The 23844-nt window shown below is 64.7% G+C and carries 23 protein-coding genes; 11 read left to right on the forward strand and 12 right to left on the reverse strand.

All coding sequences use genetic code 11. The annotated features are described in order from the left end of the window. Nucleotides 1-52 precede the first annotated feature (52 nt). From RHPLAN_RS12035 to RHPLAN_RS12065, 6 genes are all read left to right on the forward strand, one after another. Nucleotides 53-1045, forward strand: a complete 993-nt coding sequence (locus RHPLAN_RS12035) for an ABC transporter substrate-binding protein (RefSeq protein ID WP_198164868.1) — start codon at nucleotides 53-55, stop codon at nucleotides 1043-1045. After that, nucleotides 1042-1845 carry an SDR family NAD(P)-dependent oxidoreductase gene (locus RHPLAN_RS12040; RefSeq protein WP_084244761.1) on the forward strand — a complete coding sequence of 268 codons (804 nt, stop codon included), beginning with the start codon at nucleotides 1042-1044 and terminating at the stop codon, nucleotides 1843-1845. Before RHPLAN_RS12035 ends, RHPLAN_RS12040 begins: the two co-directional genes overlap by 4 nt. A 173-nt stretch (nucleotides 1846-2018) precedes the next feature. Continuing rightward, a protein-coding gene (locus RHPLAN_RS38350) for an IS630 family transposase (protein WP_157099989.1) occupies nucleotides 2019-2967 on the forward strand; the annotation gives its coding sequence in 2 pieces (ribosomal slippage) (nucleotides 2019-2354 and nucleotides 2356-2967; 948 coding nt in all). Between the two features lie 923 nt (nucleotides 2968-3890). Then, entirely contained in the window at nucleotides 3891-4409 is a 519-nt protein-coding gene (locus RHPLAN_RS12055; RefSeq protein WP_068017853.1) for a (2Fe-2S)-binding protein, read from the forward strand. Then, entirely contained in the window at nucleotides 4406-5422 is a 1017-nt protein-coding gene (locus RHPLAN_RS12060; RefSeq protein ID WP_068017855.1) for an FAD binding domain-containing protein, read from the forward strand. The genes RHPLAN_RS12055 and RHPLAN_RS12060 overlap by 4 nt, the downstream gene beginning before the upstream one ends. 8 nt (nucleotides 5423-5430) lie before the next feature. After that, a complete protein-coding gene (locus RHPLAN_RS12065) occupies nucleotides 5431-7659 on the forward strand; it encodes a xanthine dehydrogenase family protein molybdopterin-binding subunit (RefSeq protein WP_068017858.1) in 2229 nt (742 codons plus the stop codon). 30 nt (nucleotides 7660-7689) lie between these two features. Here RHPLAN_RS12065 and RHPLAN_RS12070 read toward each other — a convergent pair whose 3' ends face one another. From RHPLAN_RS12070 to RHPLAN_RS12115, 10 genes are read right to left on the reverse strand one after another with little or no spacing between them, the layout of a single operon-like run. Further along, nucleotides 7690-8193, reverse strand: a complete 504-nt coding sequence (locus tag RHPLAN_RS12070; protein WP_068017860.1) for a hypothetical protein — start codon at nucleotides 8191-8193, stop codon at nucleotides 7690-7692. Further along, the gene (gspM, locus tag RHPLAN_RS12075; RefSeq protein WP_068017863.1) at nucleotides 8190-8789 is read right to left on the reverse strand and encodes a type II secretion system protein GspM; all 600 of its coding nucleotides are present in this window, start codon (nucleotides 8787-8789) and stop codon (nucleotides 8190-8192) included. The genes RHPLAN_RS12070 and gspM overlap by 4 nt, the downstream gene beginning before the upstream one ends. Before the next feature lies 1 nt (nucleotide 8790). Next, nucleotides 8791-9846, reverse strand: a complete 1056-nt coding sequence (locus RHPLAN_RS12080; protein ID WP_084244764.1) for a PilN domain-containing protein — start codon at nucleotides 9844-9846, stop codon at nucleotides 8791-8793. Nucleotides 9847-9850: 4 nt separating this feature from the next. Next, nucleotides 9851-10834, reverse strand: coding sequence for a type II secretion system minor pseudopilin (locus RHPLAN_RS12085; protein WP_068017870.1), 984 nt, complete (start codon nucleotides 10832-10834; stop codon nucleotides 9851-9853). Then, entirely contained in the window at nucleotides 10834-11598 is a 765-nt protein-coding gene (locus RHPLAN_RS12090; RefSeq protein WP_068017873.1) for a PulJ/GspJ family protein, read from the reverse strand. Before RHPLAN_RS12090 ends, RHPLAN_RS12085 begins: the two co-directional genes overlap by 1 nt. Further along, nucleotides 11595-12044 carry a prepilin-type N-terminal cleavage/methylation domain-containing protein gene (locus RHPLAN_RS12095; protein ID WP_068017875.1) on the reverse strand — a complete coding sequence of 150 codons (450 nt, stop codon included), beginning with the start codon at nucleotides 12042-12044 and terminating at the stop codon, nucleotides 11595-11597. The genes RHPLAN_RS12090 and RHPLAN_RS12095 overlap by 4 nt, the downstream gene beginning before the upstream one ends. Then, nucleotides 12022-12465: a prepilin-type N-terminal cleavage/methylation domain-containing protein gene (locus RHPLAN_RS12100; RefSeq protein ID WP_068017878.1), complete on the reverse strand. Its 444-nt coding sequence runs from the start codon at nucleotides 12463-12465 to the stop codon at nucleotides 12022-12024. The genes RHPLAN_RS12095 and RHPLAN_RS12100 overlap by 23 nt, the downstream gene beginning before the upstream one ends. Further along, nucleotides 12452-12919, reverse strand: coding sequence for a type II secretion system major pseudopilin GspG (gene gspG, locus RHPLAN_RS12105; RefSeq protein ID WP_068017881.1), 468 nt, complete (start codon nucleotides 12917-12919; stop codon nucleotides 12452-12454). Before gspG ends, RHPLAN_RS12100 begins: the two co-directional genes overlap by 14 nt. Then, nucleotides 12916-14124 (reverse strand): type II secretion system F family protein, encoded by a 1209-nt coding sequence (locus tag RHPLAN_RS12110; protein WP_068017883.1) that lies wholly within the window; start codon nucleotides 14122-14124, stop codon nucleotides 12916-12918. Before RHPLAN_RS12110 ends, gspG begins: the two co-directional genes overlap by 4 nt. A gap of 4 nt (nucleotides 14125-14128) precedes the next feature. Then, nucleotides 14129-15541 carry a GspE/PulE family protein gene (locus tag RHPLAN_RS12115; RefSeq protein ID WP_442971826.1) on the reverse strand — a complete coding sequence of 471 codons (1413 nt, stop codon included), beginning with the start codon at nucleotides 15539-15541 and terminating at the stop codon, nucleotides 14129-14131. Between RHPLAN_RS12115 and RHPLAN_RS41015 the strand changes: the two genes are divergently transcribed. The 5 genes from RHPLAN_RS41015 to RHPLAN_RS12135 all read left to right on the forward strand — a co-directional run bounded on the left by RHPLAN_RS41015 (nucleotide 15446) and on the right by RHPLAN_RS12135 (nucleotide 21929). After that, nucleotides 15446-15835: a hypothetical protein gene (locus RHPLAN_RS41015; protein WP_442971842.1), complete on the forward strand. Its 390-nt coding sequence runs from the start codon at nucleotides 15446-15448 to the stop codon at nucleotides 15833-15835. The two genes, RHPLAN_RS12115 and RHPLAN_RS41015, sit on opposite strands and share 96 nt — an antisense overlap. Before the next feature lie 274 nt (nucleotides 15836-16109). Then, nucleotides 16110-18092 carry a hypothetical protein gene (locus tag RHPLAN_RS12120; RefSeq protein WP_068017888.1) on the forward strand — a complete coding sequence of 661 codons (1983 nt, stop codon included), beginning with the start codon at nucleotides 16110-16112 and terminating at the stop codon, nucleotides 18090-18092. 26 nt (nucleotides 18093-18118) lie between these two features. Then, the gene (gene gspD, locus RHPLAN_RS12125; protein ID WP_237180121.1) at nucleotides 18119-20572 is read left to right on the forward strand and encodes a type II secretion system secretin GspD; all 2454 of its coding nucleotides are present in this window, start codon (nucleotides 18119-18121) and stop codon (nucleotides 20570-20572) included. Nucleotides 20573-20667: 95 nt separating this feature from the next. Next, on the forward strand, nucleotides 20668-21213 hold the full coding sequence (locus tag RHPLAN_RS12130; protein WP_237180122.1) for a prepilin peptidase: 546 nt from the start codon (nucleotides 20668-20670) through the stop codon (nucleotides 21211-21213). Nucleotides 21214-21266: 53 nt separating this feature from the next. Further along, nucleotides 21267-21929 (forward strand): COG3904 family protein, encoded by a 663-nt coding sequence (locus RHPLAN_RS12135; protein WP_068017894.1) that lies wholly within the window; start codon nucleotides 21267-21269, stop codon nucleotides 21927-21929. On the opposite strand, the gene RHPLAN_RS12140 is transcribed toward RHPLAN_RS12135, so the two are convergent. Then, entirely contained in the window at nucleotides 21904-22353 is a 450-nt protein-coding gene (locus tag RHPLAN_RS12140) for a hypothetical protein (RefSeq protein ID WP_157100235.1), read from the reverse strand. The genes RHPLAN_RS12135 and RHPLAN_RS12140 overlap by 26 nt on opposite strands. Nucleotides 22354-22549: 196 nt before the next feature. After that, the gene (locus RHPLAN_RS12145) at nucleotides 22550-23734 is read right to left on the reverse strand and encodes an amidohydrolase family protein (protein WP_068017900.1); all 1185 of its coding nucleotides are present in this window, start codon (nucleotides 23732-23734) and stop codon (nucleotides 22550-22552) included. Nucleotides 23735-23844 lie beyond the last annotated feature (110 nt).

A 23844-nucleotide genomic window follows, 5' to 3' on the forward strand; every position in this document is an offset into this window, starting at 1 on the left:
AGCTTATGCAAGAACACGGCGCAGAACAGCCGGCTGTCCCTGGAGATTTTCGATGTCTCGTCTGCGGTGGCTGCAAATCCCATGCCTGTGTCTAGGCCTATGTTTCGGCCCGGCGACGCTGTTTGCCGCGATGTCGGCTCCGGCACAGGCGCAGACGAAAATCACGGCGGGTCTGGTGGCGCACGGGCCGCCGCAATGGCCGCAATACATCGCCGATGAGTTCGGCTGGCACAAGGAAGCCGGCATCGAGATGGATTACATCACGGTCGGCGGCGGCGGTGCCCAGCAACTGGCCGGCGGCTCGCTCAACGTCGCCCATAGCGGCTATCCCGACTTTGCCCGCGCGGCCATGCAGGGCGCAGATGAAAAGATCATCCTGAGCGACATCACCGCCTCGCCCTATGGCGTTTTCGTCAAGCCCGGGATCAAGCAGATCGCCGATCTCAAGGGCAAGATCGTCAGCATCGGCGGGCCGAACGACATCACGCTGATCTACATCAAGCCGTTTCTGGCATCGGCCGGCCTGAAAACGACGGATGTCGACTTCGTCTATGCCAAGGCCGCGGGCGACCGTTTCTCGGCGTTGCTCGCGGGCGCGGTCGATGCATCGATCCTCAACCCGCCGACCTACTCCAAGGCGACGGCCAAAGGGCTGACCAATCTCGGCGATACGGCGACGTTCGCACCGAACATTCCGTTTACGGTGTGGGGCGCCAACATGACCTGGGCGGCGAAGAACCGCGATCTCATGACAGCCTTTGCCCGGACCTACCGGCGTGCCGTGAAGTGGCTGTACGATCCGGCGAACAAGGCCAAGGCGATCGACATCCTGGTGCGGCACGCCAAGCAGGATCCGCAGGATTCGGCAGAGGCCTATGATTTCCTGGTCACCAAGCTCAAACTGTTCAGCCTCGACGGCGACGTTCCGGATGCGACCTACGACAAGATGGCCGACGGATTGGCCGACATCGGGATTGCGAAGAAACCTTATCCGCCGAAGTCGGCCATCTTCGACGGCAGCTTCGTGCAGGCGGCGGCAAAATGACGACAAGACGGCTTGACGGAAGAGTGGCGCTGATCACCGGCGGCGGCGGCGAGATCGGCAGCGCGATCGCGAAGCGGTTTGCTTCGGAAGGCGCCGCAGTCGCGATTGGCGATCTCGAGCCGGCCAAGGCCGAGGCCACGGCCCGCGCGGTGGTCGAGGCCGGTGGCCGCGCCAGCGGTTTCGGCGTCGATGTGGCGAACGAAGCAAGCGCTAAGGAAGCGGTGAAGCGCGCCATTGCGGCCTTCGGCCGGTTGACCACGCTGGTCAATGTGGCCGCAACGGTGACGCCCGATGGCACCGTGGAGACGCTGACGCTTCAGCAGTGGAACGAAGCGCTCGGCGTCAATCTCACCGGCGCCTTCCTGATGTGCAAATTCGGAGTGCCGGAGCTGCGCCGTGCCGGCGGCGGCAGCATCATCAACATCGCGTCGCAGCTCGGTCATCTCGGCGTCGCGTTGCGTTCGCCCTACTGCACCACCAAGGCCGCGCTCATCCACTTCACGCGAATTCTCGCGATGGACCATGCCGGCGACAACATCCGCGCCAACACGATCTCGCCGGGCTTCATCCTGACCGAACGCTCCAGCGCGCGCTCGGGCGGCAAGGACAAGGCCAAGGCCCGCATGGGTCCGACGCATCTGACCAATCGCCCGGGCGAGCCCGAGGAGATCGCAGCCGGCGCGGCCTATCTCGCATCGGACGACGCCTCGTTCGTCACCGCGACGGACCTTCTGATCGACGGCGGATATGTCGCCTTCAAGGGACGCATCGGACCGGAGGGCCGGCCGGTTCTGCCGTAACGCAAGCAGCAAAAATTCGCTTTGCATTCTTGCAAATCACGAGTAGACGCGAATTTGCCTCGTTCGTTGAGGGCGTCGACTAGAGCGGTTCACTTCTTTTCTGAATCGCTGGGGATTCCGCTGGGCTTCGAATTGTGATTCAAGCTGCTGGCTGGGTTGGAGGCCAGCAGCTCATGACCCGACCTCTGTCCAATGATCTGCGTGAGCGTGTCGTTGCGGCGGTGCGGAACGGTGAGAGCTGCCGGACGGTGGCTTCGCGGTTCGGCGTGGCGGTGTCGTCGGTGGTGAAGTGGTCTCAGCGCTATCGGACGACTGGCTCAGTGTCGCCGAGCAAGATGGGTGGATATCGCAAGCCGGTGCTCGATCCGCATCGGGCCTTCATCCTGGAGCGCATCAGACAGACCCCGCATCTGACCCTGCATGGGCTGAAGGACGAACTTGCCGCGCGTGGGGTAAAGGTCTCGCACAATGCCGTGTGGCTGTTCCTGCGGCGCGAAGACCTGCGGTTCAAAAAAAACACTGTTCGCGCTTGAACAGGCCCGGGCCGACATCGCCCGCAGACGAAAGCGCTGGCGATCCTGGCAGGCCGGTCTCGATCCACGGCGTTTGGTCTTCATCGACGAAACCTGGATCAAGACCAGCATGGCCCCACTGCGCGGATGGGGACGCAAGGGCGATCGCCTGCGAGCTTACGCGCCGCATGGTCATTGGCGGACGCTGACCTTCCTCGGCGCGCTCCGCCACGACGGCCTCACAGCCCCTTGCGTGTTCGATGGCCCGATCAACGGCGAGTGCTTCCGAGCCTATGTCCAGCAGCAACTCGTTCCCGCACTGAAGGCCGGCGATATTGTCGTCATGGACAACCTCGGAAGCCACAAGGCTGCCGTGCTGCGACAGATCATAAGAGCAGCCGGAGCCAGGCTCTGGTACCTGCCGCCCTACTCGCCGGACCTCAATCCGATCGAGCAGGCCTTCGCCAAGATCAAACATTGGATGCGCATGGCTCAAAGGCGCACCATCGACGATGTCTGGCGCCAAATCGGCAGCCTCGTCACAACCATAGGCCCCCGCGAATGCAGCAACTACTTCGCAAACGCCGGATACGCTTCCGTCAAATTGTGAACCGCTCTAGGGACGTCTATTTGGCGGAGCGAGGTGTGGCGCCTGCAGGCGTGGCTCGTGACCACGTCCCAGGGTGTGAGGTCATTGTCCGTCCCCGATGAGGGGGCCGCCTTCAGTGGCAGGGCGCGGTCGGGTGAAAGCGGGCGCAAATGCCCCCTGGAGCATGGTGGGTGAGAGCCCAGCTGTCCGATCGAATCTCGAACGGTGGCCTCGCAACAAATCGCCACAGTGGAGCGCCGGGAGGCGAGCGGACCTGATCGCAAAGGTCCGCGGGCGCCCTCGCAAAGCGCCCAGCTATCTGCGCCGTCTCGGCGCTCCGCTCCCTCACTCTGTGAGGGGAAGGAAAAAGAGAGAGGCGCTGGCCCCGCGCCTGCTTTGAAGGGGCCGATGAATCACGCCTGGATGAATGTTGACGTGACGCGTTTAGGAGCGCGGGCTGTTTGATGTGTGAATCGATGATCACCACCGCTGGCCCCCAGGCGGGGTCATTGCCGGGCATAGCCGTCCGAAGGACGGCGTCGCTTCGCTCGCCTATGACCCGGCAATCCATGAGCGGCTGCAGAGAAGGCAATCTTAAGTGCGTGCGTCGTTGCGTCACCGGATGGGCCCCCGGGTCAAGCCCGGGGGTGACGACCACCATTGTTGATGGAGGGAAGCGGCGTTGTCCTTTTGAGATCACGGCGCGGCTGAGTGACACATGAGTCGGAAGGACAACGAAGTGAGATGCTGCGACCGCTCCCATTTTTACGGAAAGCGGAAAATCCCGCGCAACCCCACTGTCACATTGCTTGTTCAGTCATAGCTTAGAAGCGGTCTATTCTCCCATGCACGCCCGCAACAAGACGGGCCAGGGACGGCAAGCCAACATTGGTACTTAATTACTCCACGGCTGCGCTCGCAGCACGTGCCATCGGAGTTCAACAATGAACGATGCACCATCGGGAACGGCGACCAAACCCGCGGCGTCGCCCCAAGCGGTTTCGGTCAATCTCACGATCAACGGTCAGCGCCACAGCCTCACGCTCGACCCGCGCACCACGATCCTCGATCTGCTTCGCGAACAGCTCGACCTCACCGGCACCAAGAAAGGTTGCGATCAGGGCCAGTGCGGCGCCTGCACGGTGCTGATCGAGGGCCGGCGGGTCAATTCGTGCCTCACGTTTGCGGTCATGCATGACGGTGCGGAGATCACCACCATCGAGGGGCTCGCGAGGGGCGGCACGCTGCATCCGCTGCAGCAGGCCTTCATCGATCACGACGCCTTCCAGTGCGGCTACTGTACGCCCGGACAGATCTGTTCGGCCGCAGGTCTCCTCGCGGAGGGCCGGGCGAAGACCGCGGAGGAAATTCGCGAGCTGATGAGCGGCAACATCTGTCGATGTGGCGCCTACACCAACATCGTCGCGGCGATCCAGCAGGCGATGGAGCGGGGGCGGCCATGATCGAATTCCAATACTCGCGCGCCGACGACGTCGCGGACGCCGTGCGGCTGATGGCAGGCCTTCCGGGCGCCAAGTTCATCGCCGGCGGCACCAACCTGATCGATCTGATGAAGATGGATGTCGAGAAGCCGGCCACGCTGATCGACATCACACGGCTGCCGCTGCGGCAGGTCGAAGACACGCCAAACGGCGGCTTGCGCATCGGCGCGCTCGTGCGCAACACCGACGCCGCTTATCATCCTCTGGTCGAGCAGCGCTATCCGGTGCTGTCCAGCGCCATCATGGCGGGTGCTTCGCAGCAGCTCCGCAACATGGCGTCGGCCGGCGGCAATCTTCTCCAGCGCACGCGCTGCGCCTATTTCTACGATACGGCGACGCCCTGCAACAAACGCGAGCCAGGCAGCGGCTGCTCGGCGCTGCAGGGCCACAACCGCATTCACGCCATCCTCGGCGCGAACAATGCCTGCATCGCAGTGCATCCGTCGGACATGTGCGTGGCGCTCGCGATCCTGGAGGGAGCGGTTCACGTCACCGGCCCGTCCGGGAGCCGCAGCATTGCGATCGCGGATTTCCACCGGCTGCCGGGAGATACCCCGCAGCGCGACACCAACCTCGATGCCGGCGAGATCATCACTGCGATCGAGCTGCCGCCGAAGGGTTTCGCGAAGAACCACACCTACCTGAAAATCCGTGACCGGTTATCCTACGCGTTCGCGCTGATCTCGGTTGCGGTCGGCCTCGAAATGGACGGCGACACCATCAAGGAAGGGCGCTTCGCGCTCGGCGGCGTCGCCCACAAGCCGTGGCGCGACAAGGAGGCTGAAGCTGCGTTGCGCGGGCAACCCGCCAACGCCACGACCTTCGTTCGTGCGGCGGATGTGTTCCTGCGCGACGCCAAAGGCTACGGCCACAACAACTTCAAGATCGATCTCGCGCGCCGAACCATTGTGCGCGCGCTCACGCAGGCTGCGCGCGGCACGCCGCAGGTGCAATCGTCCAAAAAGATCGCCTGAGAACCCCCATGACCCAATATATCGGCACTGCCACCTCCCGCATCGACGGGATCGCCAAGGTCACCGGCGCCGCCAAATACGCCGCCGACTTCAACGCGCCGGGATTGCTTTACAGCTGGGTCGTCGGCGCGACCATCGCCAAGGGCCGGATCACGAGCATCGATCGCAGCGCCGCCATGCGGGTCAAAGGCGTGGTCGACGTGCTGGCGCACGACAACCGTCCGCAGATGCCGGACAACGACGAGGCCTATCACGACGACGTGGCGCCGGAAGGCTCGCCGTTCCGGCCGCTCTACGACGACAAGATCATGTTCAACGGCCAGCCGATCGCGCTTGTGGTCGCGGAGACGTCGGAGGCGGCGCGGTACGCCGCGTCGCTGGTCAAGGTGGAGTACGCGCAGGAGGCCCATGTCACCGACGTGTTCAAGGAGCGCGATGCCGCGACGCCGATCAAGATACCGAGCGATCCGGGCGCAGCTGCATTCGCACCGCAAAAGCCGCGCGGCAACGCGGATCAGGCACTCGCGGCTGCAGCCGTGCGCCAAGAGGCCGAGTATTACGTTCCGAGCGAATATCACAATCCGATGGAGCTTTATGCTTCGACGGCGATCTACGAAGCCGGCGGCAAGCTGACGGTCTACGACAAGACCCAGGGCGTGCAGAACGTCCAAAGATACCTGTGCGGCGTGTTCGGCTTGAAGCCCGACGACGTGCGCGTGATGGGCGCGTTCATGGGCGGGGGCTTCGGCTCCGGTCTGCGGCCGCAGTTCCAGGTGCTCCTGGCGGTGCTCGCGGCCCGCGCGTTGAAGCGTTCGGTGCGCGTGATGCTGACGCGGCCGCAGATGTATGCGCTGGGTTATAGGCCCGCGATGATCCAGAAGGTCGCGCTCGGCGCCAATGCCGGAGGCACGCTCGATGTCATCGCGCACGACGCCGTCACGACGACCTCGCAGTACGAGGATTTCTACCGGCAGGAGACCGGCTGGTCCGGGCTCCTGTACAAAAGCGCCAACGCGAAATACGCGCACAAGCTCGCGCACCTCGACATGGCCACGTCGTGCGACATGCGCGCGCCGAGCGCCACGACGGCGCTCTTTGCGCTGGAAAGCGCGATGGACGAACTCGCGATCCGTCTCAGGCTCGATCCGGTGGAGCTGCGCCTGCGCTGCTATTCGGATCGCGATCAGCACGAAAACAAACCCTTCAGCAGCAAGGCGCTGCGCGAATGCTACCGCCAGGGCGCCGAGGCGTTCGGCTGGAGCAAGCGCAATCCCGAGCCGCGCTCGATGCGGGAGGGCAAGGACCTCGTCGGCTGGGGCATGGCGACGGGCGTCTGGGAGGCGCTGCAGGTGCCGATCACGGTGCGCATCGCGCTCGGCGCCAACGGTCATGCCGAGGTCGCCTGCGCGACGTCGGACATCGGCACCGGCACCTACACCATCATGGCGCAGGTCGCGGCCGACATGCTGGGACTGCCGCTCGACAGCATCAGCATCAAGCTTGGCGATTCGAGCCTGCCGCAGTCGCCGGTCGAGGGCGGGTCATGGATCGCCGCATCGGTGTCGAACGGCATCGCGACCACGGCCGGCGCGATCCGCGACGAGCTGCTGCGTCTCGCCCAGAAAATCCCGAACTCGCCGCTGGCGAATGCCGCGCCGGACGATGTCACGCTTGCGGACGGCAAGCTCGTGAGCAAGCGCGACGCATCCCGGTCGGTGTCGATCGCCGACGCCATGCGCCAGGGCGGCGTTGACCGTATCGAACAGGAAAAGACCACCAACCCGACGCAGGATCAGGCGAAGGCGCACAACACGCATTCGGCGATCTTCATCGAGGTCAAGGTGGACGAAGAGATCGGCGTGGTCCGCGTCACGCGCGCGGTGTCGGCCGTTGCCGGCGGGCGCATCCTCAACACCAAGACCGCGACGAGCCAGATCCTGGGCGGCGTGGTGTGGGGCATCGGCATGGCGCTGCACGAGGCGGTCGTGATCGACCACAAGTTCGGCCGCATCATGAATGCCAACATCGCCGAATATGTCGTGCCGGTGCACGCCGACATTCACGACATCAAGGTGATCTTTGTCGACGAGCCGGAAGACAGCAATCCGCTTGGCATCAAGGGGCTCGGCGAGATCGGCATCGTCGGGGTCGCGGCGGCGGTCGCCAACGCGGTTTATCACGCGACCGGTAAGCGCGTGCGCGATCTGCCGATCACGCTGGACAAGGTGACGGCGTAGGACAGTGCGGGGCGCCGGCCTGATGCCTGATCAGCGCCGGCGTCTCCTTCGCGGGATATCCGGATCGTCAGGTTCGTCGTCTGCGCTCGCCATGGCAGCCGCGTCGGTGGCGGCGGCCGGGGCGCCGTTGAACATCGCAAAGCTCGCGGTGCGGTCGGCAAGCGACAGCTCGATCTGGCGACGCTCGATCTTGGTCACCTTCCAGCCGCCGATGTCGTCTCCGACGCGGACGCCGACGATCCTGTCGCCGTTGGCGCGGACCATCGCGCGCGCGCCGCCGGATTCGGACACGATGCCGTACAGCGCCACTTGCGGTGGCTGTGGCGGCGGTGCGGGCGGAGGCGGCGGCGCTGCGGCCACCCGAGGCGGTGCGGGCGGCCGCCGCTGGGCCGAGAACAGCGGTCGTTCGCGCGTCGTCGAGAGACCTTCGAGCGATTGCGCGGCGAGCGGATTGGCCGCCTGTTGCGCGGCCGCGCCGGTGCAGAAAGCGAGCGGCAACAAGGCGGCGACGGCGATGATAATGCGCGGGATCATGCGGTGCCCTTCCGCCACAGAGCGCGGATGCCCAGAGTCACGCGCAGCACGGGATCCGGCCGCGCGCTTCCCATGCCGGCGTTCGGCAGCTGCACCGCGACCGAGTCGACGAACACGTAAGGCGTGCCGGTCTCGAGCTGATAGAGCAGCGTCTGCAGCGCGCCGATCGTTGTGGTCAGTGTTGCCTGCAGACGGATGGTCTCGGGTGAATCGTCGCGGCTGGTGGGCTGTACGCCGGAGGACACGACCTCGGCATTCTGCGCCGTGGCAAGCTGCGCGAGATAGGCCTGCAACTCGGCGCCGGCGAGGCCTTGCGTCTGCGTGGTCAGAAACGCGCTGGCCGGCGCCGCGGGATTGCGCACCGGTCCGCGGCCCTTGGCGCCGCCGCCGACTCGTTTCTCAAGCTGCGCCAGCGCGTCCTGCTTCTCGCCGAGCTCGGCCAGCGCCTCGGAGCGCACGCCCAACGACCACGTCACGGCGGTGACGCAAAGGATGACGACCGCAGCCACAATCGAAAGCGCGACGAGCTGTTCGCGATTGAGTCCGGGATCAAACTTCTTGAGGTCGAACGTCTTGAGATCGAATTTGAGCGACATGTCACTTCCCGGCGAAATTGAGCCGCCGCTCCTGGTTGGCTTCGATGTTGAAGGTGAACAGGCCGGACTCGGCGGAGCGCGTGGTGGCGGCCGAGAACCGCACATTGGCGAAATGCCCCGACTGCTCCAACGGCGCGATCAGCGCAGGTGCGTCGCTGGTAAGGCCGGTGATGCGCAGCAGTCCCTTTTCGAGGCGGAAGTCGGTGAGGTATGCGGTGTCGGGCAGCGCGCGCGACAGGCCCTCCAGCGCGAACACCGCCGAATAGGAGGTCTCCTTGAAAGCCCAGGCGCGCTCCGGCAGCGGCAGCGCGGCGAGCGCCTGCGGCGAGCGTCCGACCTGCAAGAGCCGCTGCAGAGTCCGCGAGCGGGTCGTGGTCTCGTCGAGATTGCCTGCCATCGAGGTGGCGCTCCACAGCGCCCAGGTGCTGATCGCAGCGCTCAAGACCACCGTCGCGGCGAGCGCGCCGCCGGCCGCAAAGCGCGCGGTGCGCAGCTGCTGGCCCGAGTCGCTCGCCTCGCGCGACCACAATGGAATGGGCGGCCGTTCCGGTGCCGCGGTTTTGCGCACGGTGATCTGATCGAGTTGCAGCCCTGCCGCACGAAGCTCGTCGCGCGTGTTCTCGACGGCGCTGCGCGGCGCGACGGAAATCTGCACGTCGAGCGATCCCGGATCGCTGACATTCGGATGGGCTTCGAAGCCGTAGATCGCGTCCTGCGGCGGCCACGGCGACAGCCGGTCAATCTGGTTGCGCACGATGCCTGAAAGATACTCACGGGCCTGTGCCGGGACCTTGATGGTGCGCAGCACGACCTCTTGCTCCGGCATCTCGAACACGACGAAGGCCTGCTTGACGGTTTTCGCCAATTCGCCCGGAAGGCCCGAGCCGATCGGTGTGATGGCGCCGAGCTTGCCGTCGCGATGGCGCTGCCGCAGCGTAAGACGGCCGTTGTCGCGCATCACCACAATGGATTGTCGGGCACGCCACCTCGACCAGCACTCCAAAAGAAGTGCGGCGAGCACATCCAGCCATCGCGTGATCAAAGTTGCGACATTCATGGGACTACCATTTGGCCAGAGCCGCGGGCCAGGGATTCCACGCCAGGACGCGATAGGGTTGAGCGTCTTGCGATGACAGAACGATGACAGCCTGTGCCGCGGCCGAATAACCGTCTGCGACCCGGGCCTGAATCACCACCGATGCGACCTTCTTGCCGTCGGCGATGACGTAAGCCTGGGCACCGCCCAGCATCGAGAGCAGTTGCGACCCGTCGCCGGACATGTTGCGGCGGGCATCGATGAAATTGGCCACGCTGTCGTCGTTCAGGCCAGGGAGGGCGGCGAGCACCGCGGGCGACGCGCTGAGGGCGTTGAGCTTCTCGCCGCCGAATACGGTGACATAGGGCGCCGCCGCGGCAACGAGCTCCGGTGTCACGCCGGGCACGTTGAGCAACTGGCGAATGTCGGTGAATGGCATCACCTTCGATGAAGCCTTGTCGTTTTTGCCCCGCGGGGTTGTCTGGCTTTGGCCGTTCGTCTGCTGGTTCTGAGCCGTTGCCTGCGGGCTTTGACCGGTGGTGGCGGCCGCGTCGCCGGCGTTCTGTGCGGTTGTCGCTGGCGTCTGCGACGCTTGCGGCGGCGCGCCGCCATTCGCAGTCCGCCAGTTGACGATGCTGCGCGCAATGCCGTCGGCATTTTCCGCGCGAACGCGGCGCAGCATCGAAGCCAGCACCTCGACCGGCGCCTTGCCGATATCGATCCGGCCGCCCTCGTCGGTGACGCGCACGCGAATCTGGCCGGTGGAAAGCCGGAACGCCATCTCGCTCTCGAGCAGCGGCCGATCCTCCGGCAGACGAGCGACCACACCGGCGGCCGTTTCGAGACCTGCCGTGAGCAGCGCGTCGGCGCGCAGGCGATCGCGATCGACGGTCACGATGCCGGCGAACTCGCGGAATGTCACGGACGTGGCCATGGCGAGGGCCGACAGCAGCGCGACGGTCCACAACACCGCCACCAGAACGACGCCACGGCGAGGATCGGTTCGCATCAGTCGGCGCCCTCGTCGTGGCTGGCTGCTGTCTTGTTGTCCGGCTTCCGCTCTGGCTTGGCGTCAGGTTTGGATTCGTCGTCCTTGCAGGTCGGACCGCTGAGAGCGCAGTTCATCTTCAGATCGGAGCGCAGCCGGAATTCGGCGCGCGGCAGGATGTCGATGCCGCTGCTGCGATCGCGGATGACGAGCCGGACGGATTGCGGGATGCTGTCCTGGTCGGACCAGCTCGAAGTCCAGTTCAGCCGCCCGTCATGTCCGGCCTTGCTGAATGAGAAGGACATGTCGTAGTTGCCTTCGATCAGCATGACCGGGTCCCGGAGCGGGATATCGCCGAAGCGATCGCTCGGTCCGCGCCACGGCGCGCGACGGCGAACGAGCCGCGTCACGTCGCCGGCGGGCTCGATCGAGAGGCTGACGATCTCTTCGCCACGCGGGCCGGCCGCGATGCCCGCGCCGCTGACGAAGGCGACGCTGCCGCCGGAGGCCGTGAAAGCGACGCCGCTGCTGGCGTCGGTCGCTCTTTGTACGAAACGCGCCGCGGCGAAATCGCCGGCGACGCGTTCGACGGCGAGCACCAGGCGGTCGGCGGTGGTGACGGTGCGCGTGCCACGGTCGAAACCCCAGACCACATTGCGGATGAGGCCGGCCATTGCGACGAAGATCACGGCCGTGATGGCGAGCGCCGCCAGCGTTTCCACCAGCGTGAAGCCGCCGCAGCGCAGCTGCAGACGGTATTTGCCTGGATGAGGTGTTGTTGTCATTGCTGGCGCTTCAACAATCTGACGGTTTCAGCGCGCACCGCCTGGCCAGGAGCCCACGAAACGCTCGCGGCAATACGGAACGGCGTCCATTGCGGCGCAGAGCCGTCGGAGCCGCCAGGGGGCTTGTTGCTCTTCGGAGCCGTATCGATCAGCGTTACGACGCCAAGATCAAATGGACGCGCCTCGACGCTCCAGTGCAGGCCATCGGTCTCGCCGTCGCGAAAGGTCAGCATGCGCGTACGGTCCGGCGCCTCGTCGAGCAGCGAGCGCAGCAGCACCTGCGCGGCGATGCGGCCGCGCGGATTGTCGAGAAGGCGCCGCGACTGAAACATCATCGGCACGATCACCGACGCGAAGGCGAGCAGAAGCGCGAGCGCCACCAGCGCTTCGATCAGCGTGAAGCCGGATCGCGCGCTGCGCGCGCTATAGTTGACGGACCACGACACTGCCGGTGTACCAGTTGACGCTCACTTCGTAAGTGGCCTGCTCGCGCGACAGCCGCAGCACAACGCCGGTCGACGCGCCGTCCGGCTGGAAGCGGACCAACGCAAGTCGTCCCGAGCGTGTTGCGTCGCTGCCGAGCACATCGACCACCACATCGGTTGGAATGCGGACCTGGCCGCCGCTGTCACCGAACAGGAGACGTTCGCGGCCGTCGAGCGACACCTGCCGGGAGCTTGCCGTCAGAATCGCGCCGAGCCGTTCGCGGCGCATCAGCGCCGCGGTCTGTAGCGAGACCGCATGAAGTTGCGCGCGTCCGGTGCCGCGCGAGGTCGTCACCGCAAGCGCCGAGACCAGGGCGATGATCAGCATCACCGCCATGACCTCAAGAAGAGTAAAGCCGGCCTGAGCTTTAACGGACGACATTCGAGATGTCAGCGGCGTTGCCGTTGCCACCCTCGCGTCCGTCGGAGCCGAGCGATGTGATCTCGTAGGGCGGCGTCTGCTCGCCGGCCACGCGATATTGATAGGCGTGGCCCCATGGGTCGTTGGGCACGCGGCCGCCTTTCACATAAGGCCCGTTCCAGACTTCGATGCCCGTGGGCCGCGTCGCCAATGCCTCGAGCCCTTCCGAAGACGTGGGGTAGCGGCCGGCGTCGATGTAGAACAGGTCGAGCGACGAACTGAAGCTCTCGATTTGGAGCTTGGCGGTCTTGACGCGCGAGTCGCCGAGATAAGCGAGCACGCGCGGCCCCACGAGACCCAAGATGAGGCTGATGATCGTGAGCACGACAAGCATTTCAACGAGGGTGTAGCCGTCGCTGGCTGCGGACCAGATGCGGCTGCGCTTGGCGATGTTGTACTGGCGCTGGCTGTTCATAGGGCAAGCTCCGTGATGCTCAGAAGCGCGCTCATGATCGACACGATCAGAGCGCCGATGACGACGCTGACAAGAATGATGGTCGCGGGTCCGATCGCCCCCATCAGCCGGTCGAGGCCTATGCCCAGCCGGTGTTCGTAAAACTGCGCGGCGTGCCGCGTGATCGCCGGAAGATCACCGGTCTCGTCGCCGACCCGAAGCATGCGGGCGGCGAGCGGCGGCAAGAGATCGGATTCGGATAGCGCCTCGGCGAAGCGGCGGCCGTTGCGCACCTGATCGTGGACACGGTCCACTTCGGCGACGTAACGCGGTTCGGTGACGACGTCGCGCAGCATCTTCAGCGCGGCGGGCAGCGCGACACCGTTCTCGACCAGGAGCCCAAGCGTGCTGATGAGTCGCGCGGTGCGGCGGTCGCGCATCGGGCCGGAGATGCCTGGGAGTGTCGAAAGCATTGCGACCATCCGGCCGCGGTTCTCGCGCCGGCTGAAGATCAGCCAAAGCACCAGGACCCCGATGATGATGGAGCCAAGGAACAGGTTGAGATTGGCGGTGAGCCAGGTCGAAGCGTTCAGCACAAAGGCTGCGCCGGCATTGAGCTTGCCGCCGAGATCGCGGAACACCGGCTCGAACTGCGGCACCACATAGAGCAGAAAGAAGAACAGGATCAGCACCGCAGAGCCGACGAGGAACAACGGATAGCGGATCGCCGAATTGATGCGATCGCCAAGGAGTTCCTTGCGTGTCCGATCGGCAACGATGGCTTGCAGCACGGCGTCAAGCTTTCCGGAGGCTTCGCCCGCCCTTACCATCGCAACATAAATGGGTTCGATGATGGTCGGATGACGTTCCAGCGCTTCGGCGAAGCCGTCGCCCGCTGCGATCGAGGAGCGCAGCCCGGCGGAAAATTTTGCCACGGTTTTGCTGCCGTTATCGTCGGCAAGAGTTTGCAGCGCTGCTTCCAGCGTCAGTCCGGAACCGACCAGCAAAGCGAGCTGGCGAAGGAAGATGGTAATATCGCGCGCGTTCGCCTTTTTGACGTTCCAGCCGCTCGATCCGAGAATGCCTTTGGAGGCAGTTTCGGTCTCGATCGGCAGATGGCCGAGATATTCGATCCGGCGCAGAACCTCTTCGCGCGACGGCGCTTCGACCTCGCCAATGACGACTTCGCCGGCCCGGGTGAGTGCGCGATAGCGGAAATGCGGCATCGCCTTACAGGCTCATGGTCACGCGGAACACTTCGTCCAATGTCGTCATACCGGCGCGGCACTTGGCGACGCCGTCCTCGGTCATGGTGGTCATGCCTTCTCGGCGTGCGACCGCTTCCAAGTCGGCGGCGTCGATTTTCGGACCGATCGCCCGGCGAACCTCCGGGCCGATCTCCATCACCTCGAACACGCCTTTGCGTCCGCGGAAACCGATGCCCCCGCAATAGTCGCAGCCTTTGGGCTGGTACACGGTCTCGCCTGCTTTGAAGCCCAGCGTTTCGTAACGGTAATCGGCTGCAATCTCTTTGACTGTCAGCTCATGCCGCACGCGGCAATGCTCGCACAGCACGCGCACCAGACGCTGGCCGATGATGGCGCGCACCGAAGAGGCCAGGAGGAAACTCTCAAGGCCCATATCGATCATCCGGGGGATCGCTCCTGCGGCGGTGTTGGTGTGCAGCGTGGTCAGCACCAGATGGCCGGTCAAAGCGGCGTGCACGCCGATATGCGCGGTCTCGGCGTCACGCATCTCGCCGACCATGATGACGTCGGGGTCCTGGCGCAGGAACGAGCGCAGCGCCGATGCGAAGGTCAGCCCGATGCTCGGATGCACCTGGGTCTGGTTGATGCCGGGAATTTGATATTCGACCGGATCTTCGATGGTGAGGATCTTGCGGCTGGTCTGGTTGATCACCGCGAGCGAGGCGGCGAGCGTCGTGGTCTTGCCGGAGCCGGTCGGGCCGGTGACGATCAGCATACCGAACGGCGCGTCGAGCGTGTGGCGCAGCTTGGTTTCGTCCGCCGCCGACAGCCCCACCTGATTGATGGCGACGAAACCCGAGCCCTTGCGCAGAAGCCGGACTACCGCGCTCTCGCCGCCCATGGTCGGCATGGTGGCAACGCGCAGGTCGATCTCGGCGCCGCCCACCACGATCTTGGCGCGGCCGTCCTGCGGCATGCGCCGCTCGGTGATGTTGAGCCCCGACATGATCTTGAGGCGCGACAGGATACCTTTCGCCATGGCGATCGGGGGCGAGGCCACCGGTTTCAGCATGCCGTCGACGCGGATGCGAACCTGCAGCGTGTTGCCGAACGGCTCGATGTGCAGATCGGTACCGCGCTGGTCGACCGCCATTCGGAGGAGGTCGTCGAGCGCCCGCACCACGGGCGCGCCGCGCGCCAGATCGCGCAGATCGTCGATGTCGTCGTCGCCGCGCGGCGCGTTGGCTTCCGCCGGGGCAGCGGTTTGCTCCGCGCCGAGCGAGGTCGCGAGCGCTGCGTCGATGTCCTCGGCAGTGGCAACCGCGAGCGCCACCGGCTGTTGCAGCGCGAGCTCGGTAGCCCGGAGGGTTTCGTTGTCCACGGGCGTAGCAACCGCGAGAGCAAGCGTTCCGGCCGCATCCTCATAGGGAAACAAGCGTCCCTCGCGGAGGAACCGGGCCGAGAGCTTGCTGCCAGCGAAGCGTCCACCGACCAGTTCGCCGCGATTCACGCGCCTGCAGCGATAAAAAGCTGCGAGCTCATCGGCAAAGGCCGATTGGGTAAGCTTTGTCAGGCCAACCCAGTCAATATCGTTCTGCGCGTCGAAACGACGCGAATTGCTTCCGCCATCAAGCGCCTGTTGCTCACGCAGCACGCCTTGACGAGCGAGATGGTCGATGAACTCGCTATGCAACATCTGACGCTGTCGGGTTACGCCCCAAATTCATAAGGCAGTTTTGCGACAGTCTTTTGAAGGTGCGGTCAGCAATTCACGCCCACGTGCTGGCGCATCCTGTTACCGGCTTACACTTTGATCACACATTCGATTTTCTTTCGGCATGTGGTGCGTGCCGAATCCGAAGCGTCACAAATCTCCATCAAAGTTTCGCTGCGCGCCGCGTACACGTAACTGTCATGCGGCCGCAATACGGTCCGGCCCGGTGGCTGTTTGGGGGCGAAGTCTGCTTATCGACTGATTTCGCGTAGAGTTGCAGGCCAGTGGAATGTACCTGACGCGCGCTGTTCTCCGCGTAGTAGGCACGCTTGTCTTTATGGTGGCGCTGCTTGCGGCGCCATGCGCGCATGCGGCCTGCGAGCTGGGACCGGCCGGCGCGATCCGGCACGTGGTTCACATCCAGCTCGATAGCGTGCAGTTTCAGCGGGATAATCCCAATGTCCCGTCCGACCTCGAGCAGATGCCGCACCTGCTCGGCTTTTTGCGCGACAACGGTACGCTCAGCACCAATCACCACGTGATGCCGGCGGCGCAGACCGCGACGAATTTCCTCACCATCCTGACCGGTGTCTACGGCGACCGGATGGGGATGCCGATCGGGGATAGCTACAAATATTACAAGAGCGATGGCAGCATCGGAACGGCGAGTTCGTTCGCTTATTGGACCGGCACGGGCGGCGATGGTGCGCCGCAGATGCTCGCCGACACGGGCAAGACCTTTCCGGCACCATGGGTGCCGCTGACGCGGGCGGGATGCGATGTCGGCTCGTTCGCGGTGCCCAATATCGGTTTGGACGGCGTCGCGGTTCACTGCGCCCGGGGCAGCGCGATTTGCGGCGGCACTGGCGCGGTTGCCGACGTGTTGCCGGATGAGCCCGGCGGTTATCCGGCGTTTGCGGCCTTGTTCGGCCATTCTGCGGTTCAGCGCACGATCGCGGCGGGCCGCTCGATTCTTGATCTCGATGGCAATGCCATTCGCTTCCCCGACAGCGGCAGCGCCGCGACTGTTCTCAATCCATCGGCGTCGCAATCGCTGGGTTATGCAGCAGCCTTGCTGGAGGCCGGCGTGCCCGTGGTTTCGGTTTTTATCGCCGATCCGCATGAGCAGCGCCGCAGCGGCTCACGCGCGATAGGCCCCGGTGAGGCGGGCTACGTAGCGCAGCTTGCGGCTTACGACGCAGCCTTTGCGACGTTTTTCCGCAGGCTCGCCAGCCACGGCACAGACCCGACCAACACCTTATTTGTCGTGACGGCCGTCAACAGCAGCCATTTCGTTGGCGGTCCGCCCGAGCCTGCGAGTTGCGACGGCCTCAGCGTGCCTTGCGGCTATGGCCGGGTTGGCGAGATCGAGGTGGCGCTTGATCGAATGCTCGCGACGCAACGCCGCAATGTCACGACTTTCGATATTCATTCCGATGGAGCGCCGGCCTTTTACATCCAGGGCAATCCCGGTGCGACCGATCCTGTCGCACGCACGCTGGCCCAGGATGCGGGCAGGCTCACCGCGGTCAATCCGATCACCGGAAAGACCGACACGCTGGTCGCGTTCCTCGCCGACCGCGCGGAGCTGAAGCTCCTGCACATGGTCACGGCGAGTCCTGCGCGCACGCCGAGTTTCGTCATGTTCGGCGATGCCGATTACTATTATCGCAACGCCGGGCGGATCACCGACTGTGCGCTGCCACCGGCCTGTGTACGGCAGAACTCCGGATTTGCCTGGAATCGCGGTGGCATCCAGCCGCCGGTCGCGGCGTCCTGGCTTGGAATGGCCGGTCCCGGTGTGCGGCGGCTCGGCATCGTCCACGACGTGTTCTCGGATCACGCCGATATCCGGCCCACCACCATGGCGCTGCTGGGCCTGAAAGACAGTTACGTCCACGACGGCCGCGTGCTGGTGGAATTCCTCGACAATCGCGTTATCGCCGCGGCCGCACCGCAGCGTCTGCCGTTCATCAGATTGGCTCGCGCCTACAAGCAGCTCAACGCGCCGTCCGGCTCGCTCAGCCGCAACAGCCTCGTCTGGGCGACGCGGGCCATCAAGGCAGGCGACGCCACCTATGCCGATTATCTTTCGAAGATCGAGCCTGTCACCGCGTTTCGCGACGCTCTGGCTCGCGACATCAAGCTGCAGTTGGCGGAACCGGTGTTTGCCGGCCGTCCGCTCGATCCGCAGAACGCGGACGTTCTTTTGGCAAGAGCCGGCGCGCTGCTCGACGATGTCGAAGAGTTCGCAGGCGAAGCGATGCGCTGAGCGTCACGCCGTTGGAGAGTATCGAGATGAAGATCGCACATGAGCTTTCAAGCGGACAGGCGCAAAGGCCTGCGCGCAACATGGCGCGCGCTGTATCGGCTGGCTTGGTTGTGGCGCTTCACTTGGTGCTCGTGAGCTGCTCCAGCATGGATAATGTCGTCGATTTGCCGAAGCGGAACGGCGTGACCGACCCGATTCGTGATGCCGATCTTCGCGCCCGTGCACCGGAACGCACGGATTCGCGATTCAACAGTGTCGTGCAGAAATATCTCCGACCTTTGATCTATCCCGCCGCCGACACCGATCCGCCGGCCGCGCAGACGCCCGGCGCGGATCCTTCGGATTCCGTAAACGCCGGCGGTGCCGCGATCGGCGGCACGCCTGCTCCGGGAGTGACGAACACCACCGCCGGTATCGAAATCAATTTCGAAAACGCCAACATCCAGACCGTCGCCAAGACCCTGATTGCCGACACGCTCGGGCTGAATTTTGCGGTCGACACCCGCGTGCAAGGGACCGTGACCCTCGCGTCGGCCGCGCCGGTCCCACGCAAGGATTTGCTCGCGGTGTTCGAGAGCGTATTGCGCATGTCCAATGCCGGTCTGGTGCGCGACAAAAATCTCATCCGCATCGTGCCGCTGCCTGAGACCGCCGGCTCCGGCAAGGTGACGATGCTGGGCTCGGGTGAGGCGGGCTTCGGGGTGACCATCGTGCCGCTGCGTTATGTGTCGGCCACGACTGTCTCCAAGACCGCGGAAAATTTCATGGCGCGGCCCGGCGCGATCCGCGTCGATCAGGCGCGAAACGTGATCCTGGTGCAGGGCACCTCAGCGGAGCGCCAGACCGCGATCGATATGATCTCGACCTTCGACGTGGAATGGCTGCACGATCAGTCGGTCGGCATTTATCCGTTGAAATCGACCTCGGCCGAGACGCTGATCAAGGAGCTGGAGCGGGTGTTCGACTCCGGCGAGAACGGACTTGGGCAGGGCGCCATCAAGTTCCAGCCGATCTCACGCATGAACGCCGTGCTGGCCGTGGCCCGCAGCCCCAAGATGATCGAGCGGGTGACCCAATGGGTCCAACGGCTCGACCGCTCCGACACCGGCGGGACAACGGTGCGTGTCTATCACCTGAAAAACGGCAGCGCACAGCGCCTCGCCAAGGTTTTGAACGATATCTTCGTCGGCCGCGGTGGCGCGGGCACATCTGGCGACACCGCTGCGAGCCAGATCGCGCCGGGCCAGAATGCCAGCCAGTCTCGGCTCGACTCACTCAACACCGGCTCGAGCTTCCAGCAGCAGGGCAGCAGCGGAAGCAGCTCGACGACGACCACCACGAGTTCGAGCAGCAGCAACAGCGGCGGTTTGAGCCGCCCGACCCAAGGGGGAGACTTCGATTCATTTGGCGGCGACAAGGACGGCGGTCCAGATGGTGGCGGTGGGGGTGGCGGCGCGCTGCCGCGCGGCGTATTCACCAATGTGCGGATCACCGCCAACCTCGCGGACAATTCACTGGTGGTCTATTCGACCCAGGAAGACTATCGCGTTATCGAGCGGTCGATCCGCGAGCTCGACCGGCCACAGATGCAGGTAGCGATCGACGCGACGATCGCCGAGGTCACGCTGACCGACAATTTCCAATTCGGCATTCAAAGCTTCCTCACCAGCAAGAATGTCGGTCTGGGCACCAACAAGGGATCGAGCCTCTACACGCCGAGCGCCACCGCGGGCGGTTCCACCACGAGCACCGATCCGACCACGGGCCTGCAAACGGTGGTACAGCAGGCGTTCCTGCAGCGCGTGTTGCCGGGCTACAATCTGCTGCTCGGATCGGAGGCGCAGCCGACCGTCATCCTGAATGCGCTGTCGAAGCTGACCGACGTGAAGGTGCTTTCGGCGCCGTCGCTGGTGGTGATGGACAATCAGCCGGCGCTGTTGCAAGTTGGCAACGAAATCCCGCTGTCGACAGGCTCGGCCACGGTGCTGACCGGCTCGAACACGATCGTCAACACCATCGAGCGGCGCAACATCGGCGTCATCTTGAAAGTGTGGCCGCGGGTGCGCGCCAACGGCGCGATCCAGCTCGAGATCGAGCAGGAAATCTCCAACGTTGCCAATCCGAACGATCCTACCAATGCTCTTACGCCCACGCTGACGCAGCGCCGCGTCCGCTCGACCATCGCTATCCAGAGCGGGCAGACCGTGCTGCTCGGAGGCCTGATCTCCGAGCAGACCAGCGATACCTCGACAGGGCTGCCCGGGCTGCGCGAAATCAAATATCTCGGCGATCTGCTTGGCAACACCGCCCGCGACAAGCAGCGTCAGGAAATCATCATCTTCGTCCGGCCACGATTGATCCGTAACTCGGTCGATGCGGAGAGCGTGGCCGAGGAGTTCCGCGACCGCCTGGAAACCATGCGCAGCACACGGGCGATCGTCGGGGGCACGGCGGCGGTGCTGCCACCCAAAACAAGATGACGAGCGGAGACGAGGTCCGAACTGCGCAGGAACGACGATGAGGTGGTGCGCTGACCGGGATCGACAACAGCGAAAGCGCCTGGCCTGCGATCGATTTGCGTCCCGATTTGCGCATTCTGCTCGCGGGTTCCGCCGTGGTTGCGCTGGTGTCCGTGGCGAGCCTGCCGTTGTCGCTGGCGTTGGCTTCGATTGCGCTCGGCGCGCTGATGATCGCGGGCGCGGACATCGACGCGCGTGCCTATCTGCTGCCCGACTTCGTGACGCTCGGTGGGTTCGTTTGCGGTGTGCTCGTGCAATTCGCCCTCGATCCCTTCAGCCCGACGGAGGCCGCGGGATTGGCATTGGCGCGGGGGGCCGGGACCGCGCTGGTGCTGGCTCTGGTGCGGTGGGGCTATGCCTGGAGCCGCGGGCGGGAAGGCATCGGCCTTGGCGACGTCAAGCTTGCGGCCGCGATCGGAGCCTGGCTGCCGGTCGAAGCGATTCCGCTTTGCTTTCTGCTGGCGACCGGCGCAGCCTTTGTCGCCGTGCTGTTCGCGCGATTTCGCGGCGAAAGCCTCGACCGGGCGACGCGGATTCCGTTCGGCGCATTTCTGTGCCCATCGCTGTGGCTGATCTTCTTCTTCTGTGCGCTGGTGGAGTAGGAGTGCAGGGGTCTCGTCGCAATTGAGAGGGCGTCTGGCGGACGCGCTTCGAGATGAAATGGAGCGGCTTGTTCTCAACTGAATCCGCGCGGCTTGCGGCTCGCCTTGCCGTGGTGCCGGCCGGTTTGGCGTTCCTTGCGATGACGGGCTCTTGCGCCGGGGCGGCTAGTCTCGGCATCGCGACGCTGAAGAGCGGCGATGTCGCGATCGTGCTAGCCGGCGACATTGCCGGCGGCGATGGCGACGCGGTCGAGGCACTCATGAAGGAGACCAACGACCGCGGCAAGCTCGTTGCGGCGCTGCGGCTCGATTCGCTCGGCGGGAGCCTCGCCGAGTCGGTGAAGATCGCCGAGCTCGTGCAACGCACCAAGATCGCGGTCGTGGTCGGCTCGAAAGCGCGATGTGCTTCGGCCTGCTTTCTGATTTTCGCCGCCGGCACCGAAAAGTTCGTGGGTTACGGCGCCGAGATCGGCGTGCACGGCGCGTCCGACCAATACGGCCGGATCACCCCGCGGGCTGCGGCTGCCACGGTGTCGATGGCGCGCATGGTCCGCGAATTCGGCGTGCCGCCCGGCATCGTGGAGAAGCTCGTCGTGACCGGACCTGATGAAATCGTCTGGCTCAGCGTCGGCGAACTGCGTTCGATGGGTGCCGTCGTGACCGGACAGCCGCGCGTATCGCTGCCGATCGTTACCGAAGCGCCGGCATCGGGATGAAGCCGTGGCGATCCTGCGAACGCTCGCCGGCGCTCACCGGGTGCGCGATATAGGAGCAGCCGCCGGCTGCGGCGCGGAAGGGCGTCCATTGCGTGATCGTCCAGGCTTTGATCCCTTCGAGCAGTTCGCCGGAAATCACACATTTGTTGCCGTATGGCATCACCACCATGAGATTGTAGCAGCCGGGTTCGATGTCCTTGATCGTGAACGTCTTCGACGTCCAGATCGGCGTCCAGGCGATCTGATTGTTGCCCCAGTTCTTGGCCCAGCACGGCGACATATAGAACTGGTCGATCGTCACGCCGGACTTGTTCACCAGAACGAACTGGGCGCTGCTGGCAGCCCTCAATGGCGCGCTATCGGCGGATGTCAGCGGCAGGGCCGCGAGCAGCGCTGCAAGCACCAGGGAACAGAACCGTACCATCGATCACTCTCGAACTTGCCGCGCTCGAAAGATCGGATTGTACGGCCAACCAGATGACGGATATGTGACGGCTAGGGTCTGCTTCAACTTCGTTGAATTAGACCCGTCGCTCCTTACTCTGGTTAGGCATGATCTTTTCCGAAAACCGCTTCACACCCCGGATCAAGTCCGGGGCAGGCCTTTTCGGGATCATGCCTTAGCTGAAGTCCCGCGTGACTCGCGATGATGTCACGCGCGCCTTGCGCGTCGTGCCCGGCGTGTTGCGGCTTCTGCCGACGAAGCGCGGCACGCCCGCGGTCATCACGGCGCCGACCGCGGCGATGTCGCCGTGCTTGATGGCGGCAAGCGCCGTGGATTGCGTGCCGCCGTCGGGCGCATCAAGCAGCACGATATCGGCGGCCTTGCCGGGTGTGAGGAAGCCCGAGTCGAGGCCGTAGACCTTCGCGTTGCTGCCCGAGGCCGCGCAGATGAAGCGCTCCGGCGCCATGTCGGTGAGGCTCGAACAGTGCGCGATGGTGTAGAGCATGCCGAGCGGCATGATGCCGCTGCCGGTCGGAGTGTCGGTCGCGATGATGAAGCGGTCGAAGGCGTTGTGACGCTCGGCAAGTCGCGCGCACAGGAGCGTGGTGCGGAGATTTCCCGCGGTGCAGACTTGAAGCGCGATCTGCGATTCGAGAATGACGCGCTCGAAGTCCGCATCGGGCATCGCGGTCGGGCCGCCATTGATGTGAAACGACACATGCGGGTGCATCTTCAGGAGATGATCGCCCGTGATGGCCCCGGAGCCCGGAATGGAGGAGCCGCCGGTGTGGCAGGTGGTGAGGAGGCCTGCGGCCTTGGCGTCGGCGACCAGCGGCACGTAGTCATAGGCAGTCTTCACCGCGCCGAAGCCCGCCTTGGCGAGCGTGACGCCCTTGCGCTTCAACTCGTCGAAATCCGCGCGCGTCAACCCTGGCTCGAGGATCACCGAGCCTGCGACGACGCGCATGCCACCCGGCCGGTAGCTTGCAAAACAGCGCTGAGCCGCGAGCGCCAAGGCCTTGACGCCCTCCGGATCGCTCGGCCGCCCCGGGACATGCACCTCGGAGGCCGAGATGCATGTGGTGGTGCCGCCGTGCACGTAGCTCTCCAGATAGCCCACGGTGTTCTGCCGCGGCGTGAAGTCGCCGAACGTGATGTGGACGTGGGAGTCGATCAGGCCGGGGATCGCCGTCATGCCGCCGGCGTCGATCACGACGTCGGCGGCCTCGACCGCCTGCGTCGAGGCGGTGCCGACCGAGACGATGCGGTCGCCGTCGGTAAGGATGGTGTCGCCCGTGGCGAGTGGATTTTTCCAATCGCCGGAAACGATCTGACCCAGGTTGACGATCGCGGTCTTCATGGTTGAACGGCCTTCTAGGGCATGATCCCGAAAAGTGTGAAGGGTTTTCGGACAAGATTATGCCCAACAAGAGTGAGGAGCGACGGGTCTGATTCAACGAAGTTGAATCA

This window comes from Rhodoplanes sp. Z2-YC6860 (genome assembly GCF_001579845.1).
Taxonomy (GTDB): Bacteria; Pseudomonadota; Alphaproteobacteria; order Rhizobiales; family Xanthobacteraceae; genus Z2-YC6860.

Bases quoted from the DNA above. Each gene is read 5' to 3' on its own strand.
- RHPLAN_RS12040 (WP_084244761.1), top strand. From the start codon at position 1,042: ATGACGACAAGACGGCTTGACGGAAGAGTGGCGCTGATCACCGGCGGC.
- RHPLAN_RS12085 (WP_068017870.1), bottom strand. From the start codon at position 10,834: ATGCGAACCGATCCTCGCCGTGGCGTCGTTCTGGTGGCGGTGTTGTGG.
- RHPLAN_RS12065 (WP_068017858.1), top strand. From the start codon at position 5,431: ATGACCCAATATATCGGCACTGCCACCTCCCGCATCGACGGGATCGCC.
- RHPLAN_RS12110 (WP_068017883.1), bottom strand. From the start codon at position 14,124: ATGCCGCATTTCCGCTATCGCGCACTCACCCGGGCCGGCGAAGTCGTC.
- RHPLAN_RS12140 (WP_157100235.1), bottom strand. From the start codon at position 22,353: ATGGTACGGTTCTGTTCCCTGGTGCTTGCAGCGCTGCTCGCGGCCCTG.
- RHPLAN_RS12145 (WP_068017900.1), bottom strand. From the start codon at position 23,734: ATGAAGACCGCGATCGTCAACCTGGGTCAGATCGTTTCCGGCGATTGG.
- gspG (WP_068017881.1), bottom strand. From the start codon at position 12,919: ATGAACAGCCAGCGCCAGTACAACATCGCCAAGCGCAGCCGCATCTGG.
- RHPLAN_RS12060 (WP_068017855.1), top strand. From the start codon at position 4,406: ATGATCGAATTCCAATACTCGCGCGCCGACGACGTCGCGGACGCCGTG.
- RHPLAN_RS12100 (WP_068017878.1), bottom strand. From the start codon at position 12,465: ATGTCGTCCGTTAAAGCTCAGGCCGGCTTTACTCTTCTTGAGGTCATG.
- RHPLAN_RS12080 (WP_084244764.1), bottom strand. From the start codon at position 9,846: ATGAATGTCGCAACTTTGATCACGCGATGGCTGGATGTGCTCGCCGCA.
- RHPLAN_RS12055 (WP_068017853.1), top strand. From the start codon at position 3,891: ATGAACGATGCACCATCGGGAACGGCGACCAAACCCGCGGCGTCGCCC.
- gspD (WP_237180121.1), top strand. From the start codon at position 18,119: ATGAAGATCGCACATGAGCTTTCAAGCGGACAGGCGCAAAGGCCTGCG.
- RHPLAN_RS12090 (WP_068017873.1), bottom strand. From the start codon at position 11,598: ATGACAACAACACCTCATCCAGGCAAATACCGTCTGCAGCTGCGCTGC.
- RHPLAN_RS12120 (WP_068017888.1), top strand. From the start codon at position 16,110: ATGTACCTGACGCGCGCTGTTCTCCGCGTAGTAGGCACGCTTGTCTTT.
- RHPLAN_RS12035 (WP_198164868.1), top strand. From the start codon at position 53: ATGTCTCGTCTGCGGTGGCTGCAAATCCCATGCCTGTGTCTAGGCCTA.
- RHPLAN_RS12070 (WP_068017860.1), bottom strand. From the start codon at position 8,193: ATGATCCCGCGCATTATCATCGCCGTCGCCGCCTTGTTGCCGCTCGCT.
- gspM (WP_068017863.1), bottom strand. From the start codon at position 8,789: ATGTCGCTCAAATTCGATCTCAAGACGTTCGACCTCAAGAAGTTTGAT.
- RHPLAN_RS12135 (WP_068017894.1), top strand. From the start codon at position 21,267: ATGAAATGGAGCGGCTTGTTCTCAACTGAATCCGCGCGGCTTGCGGCT.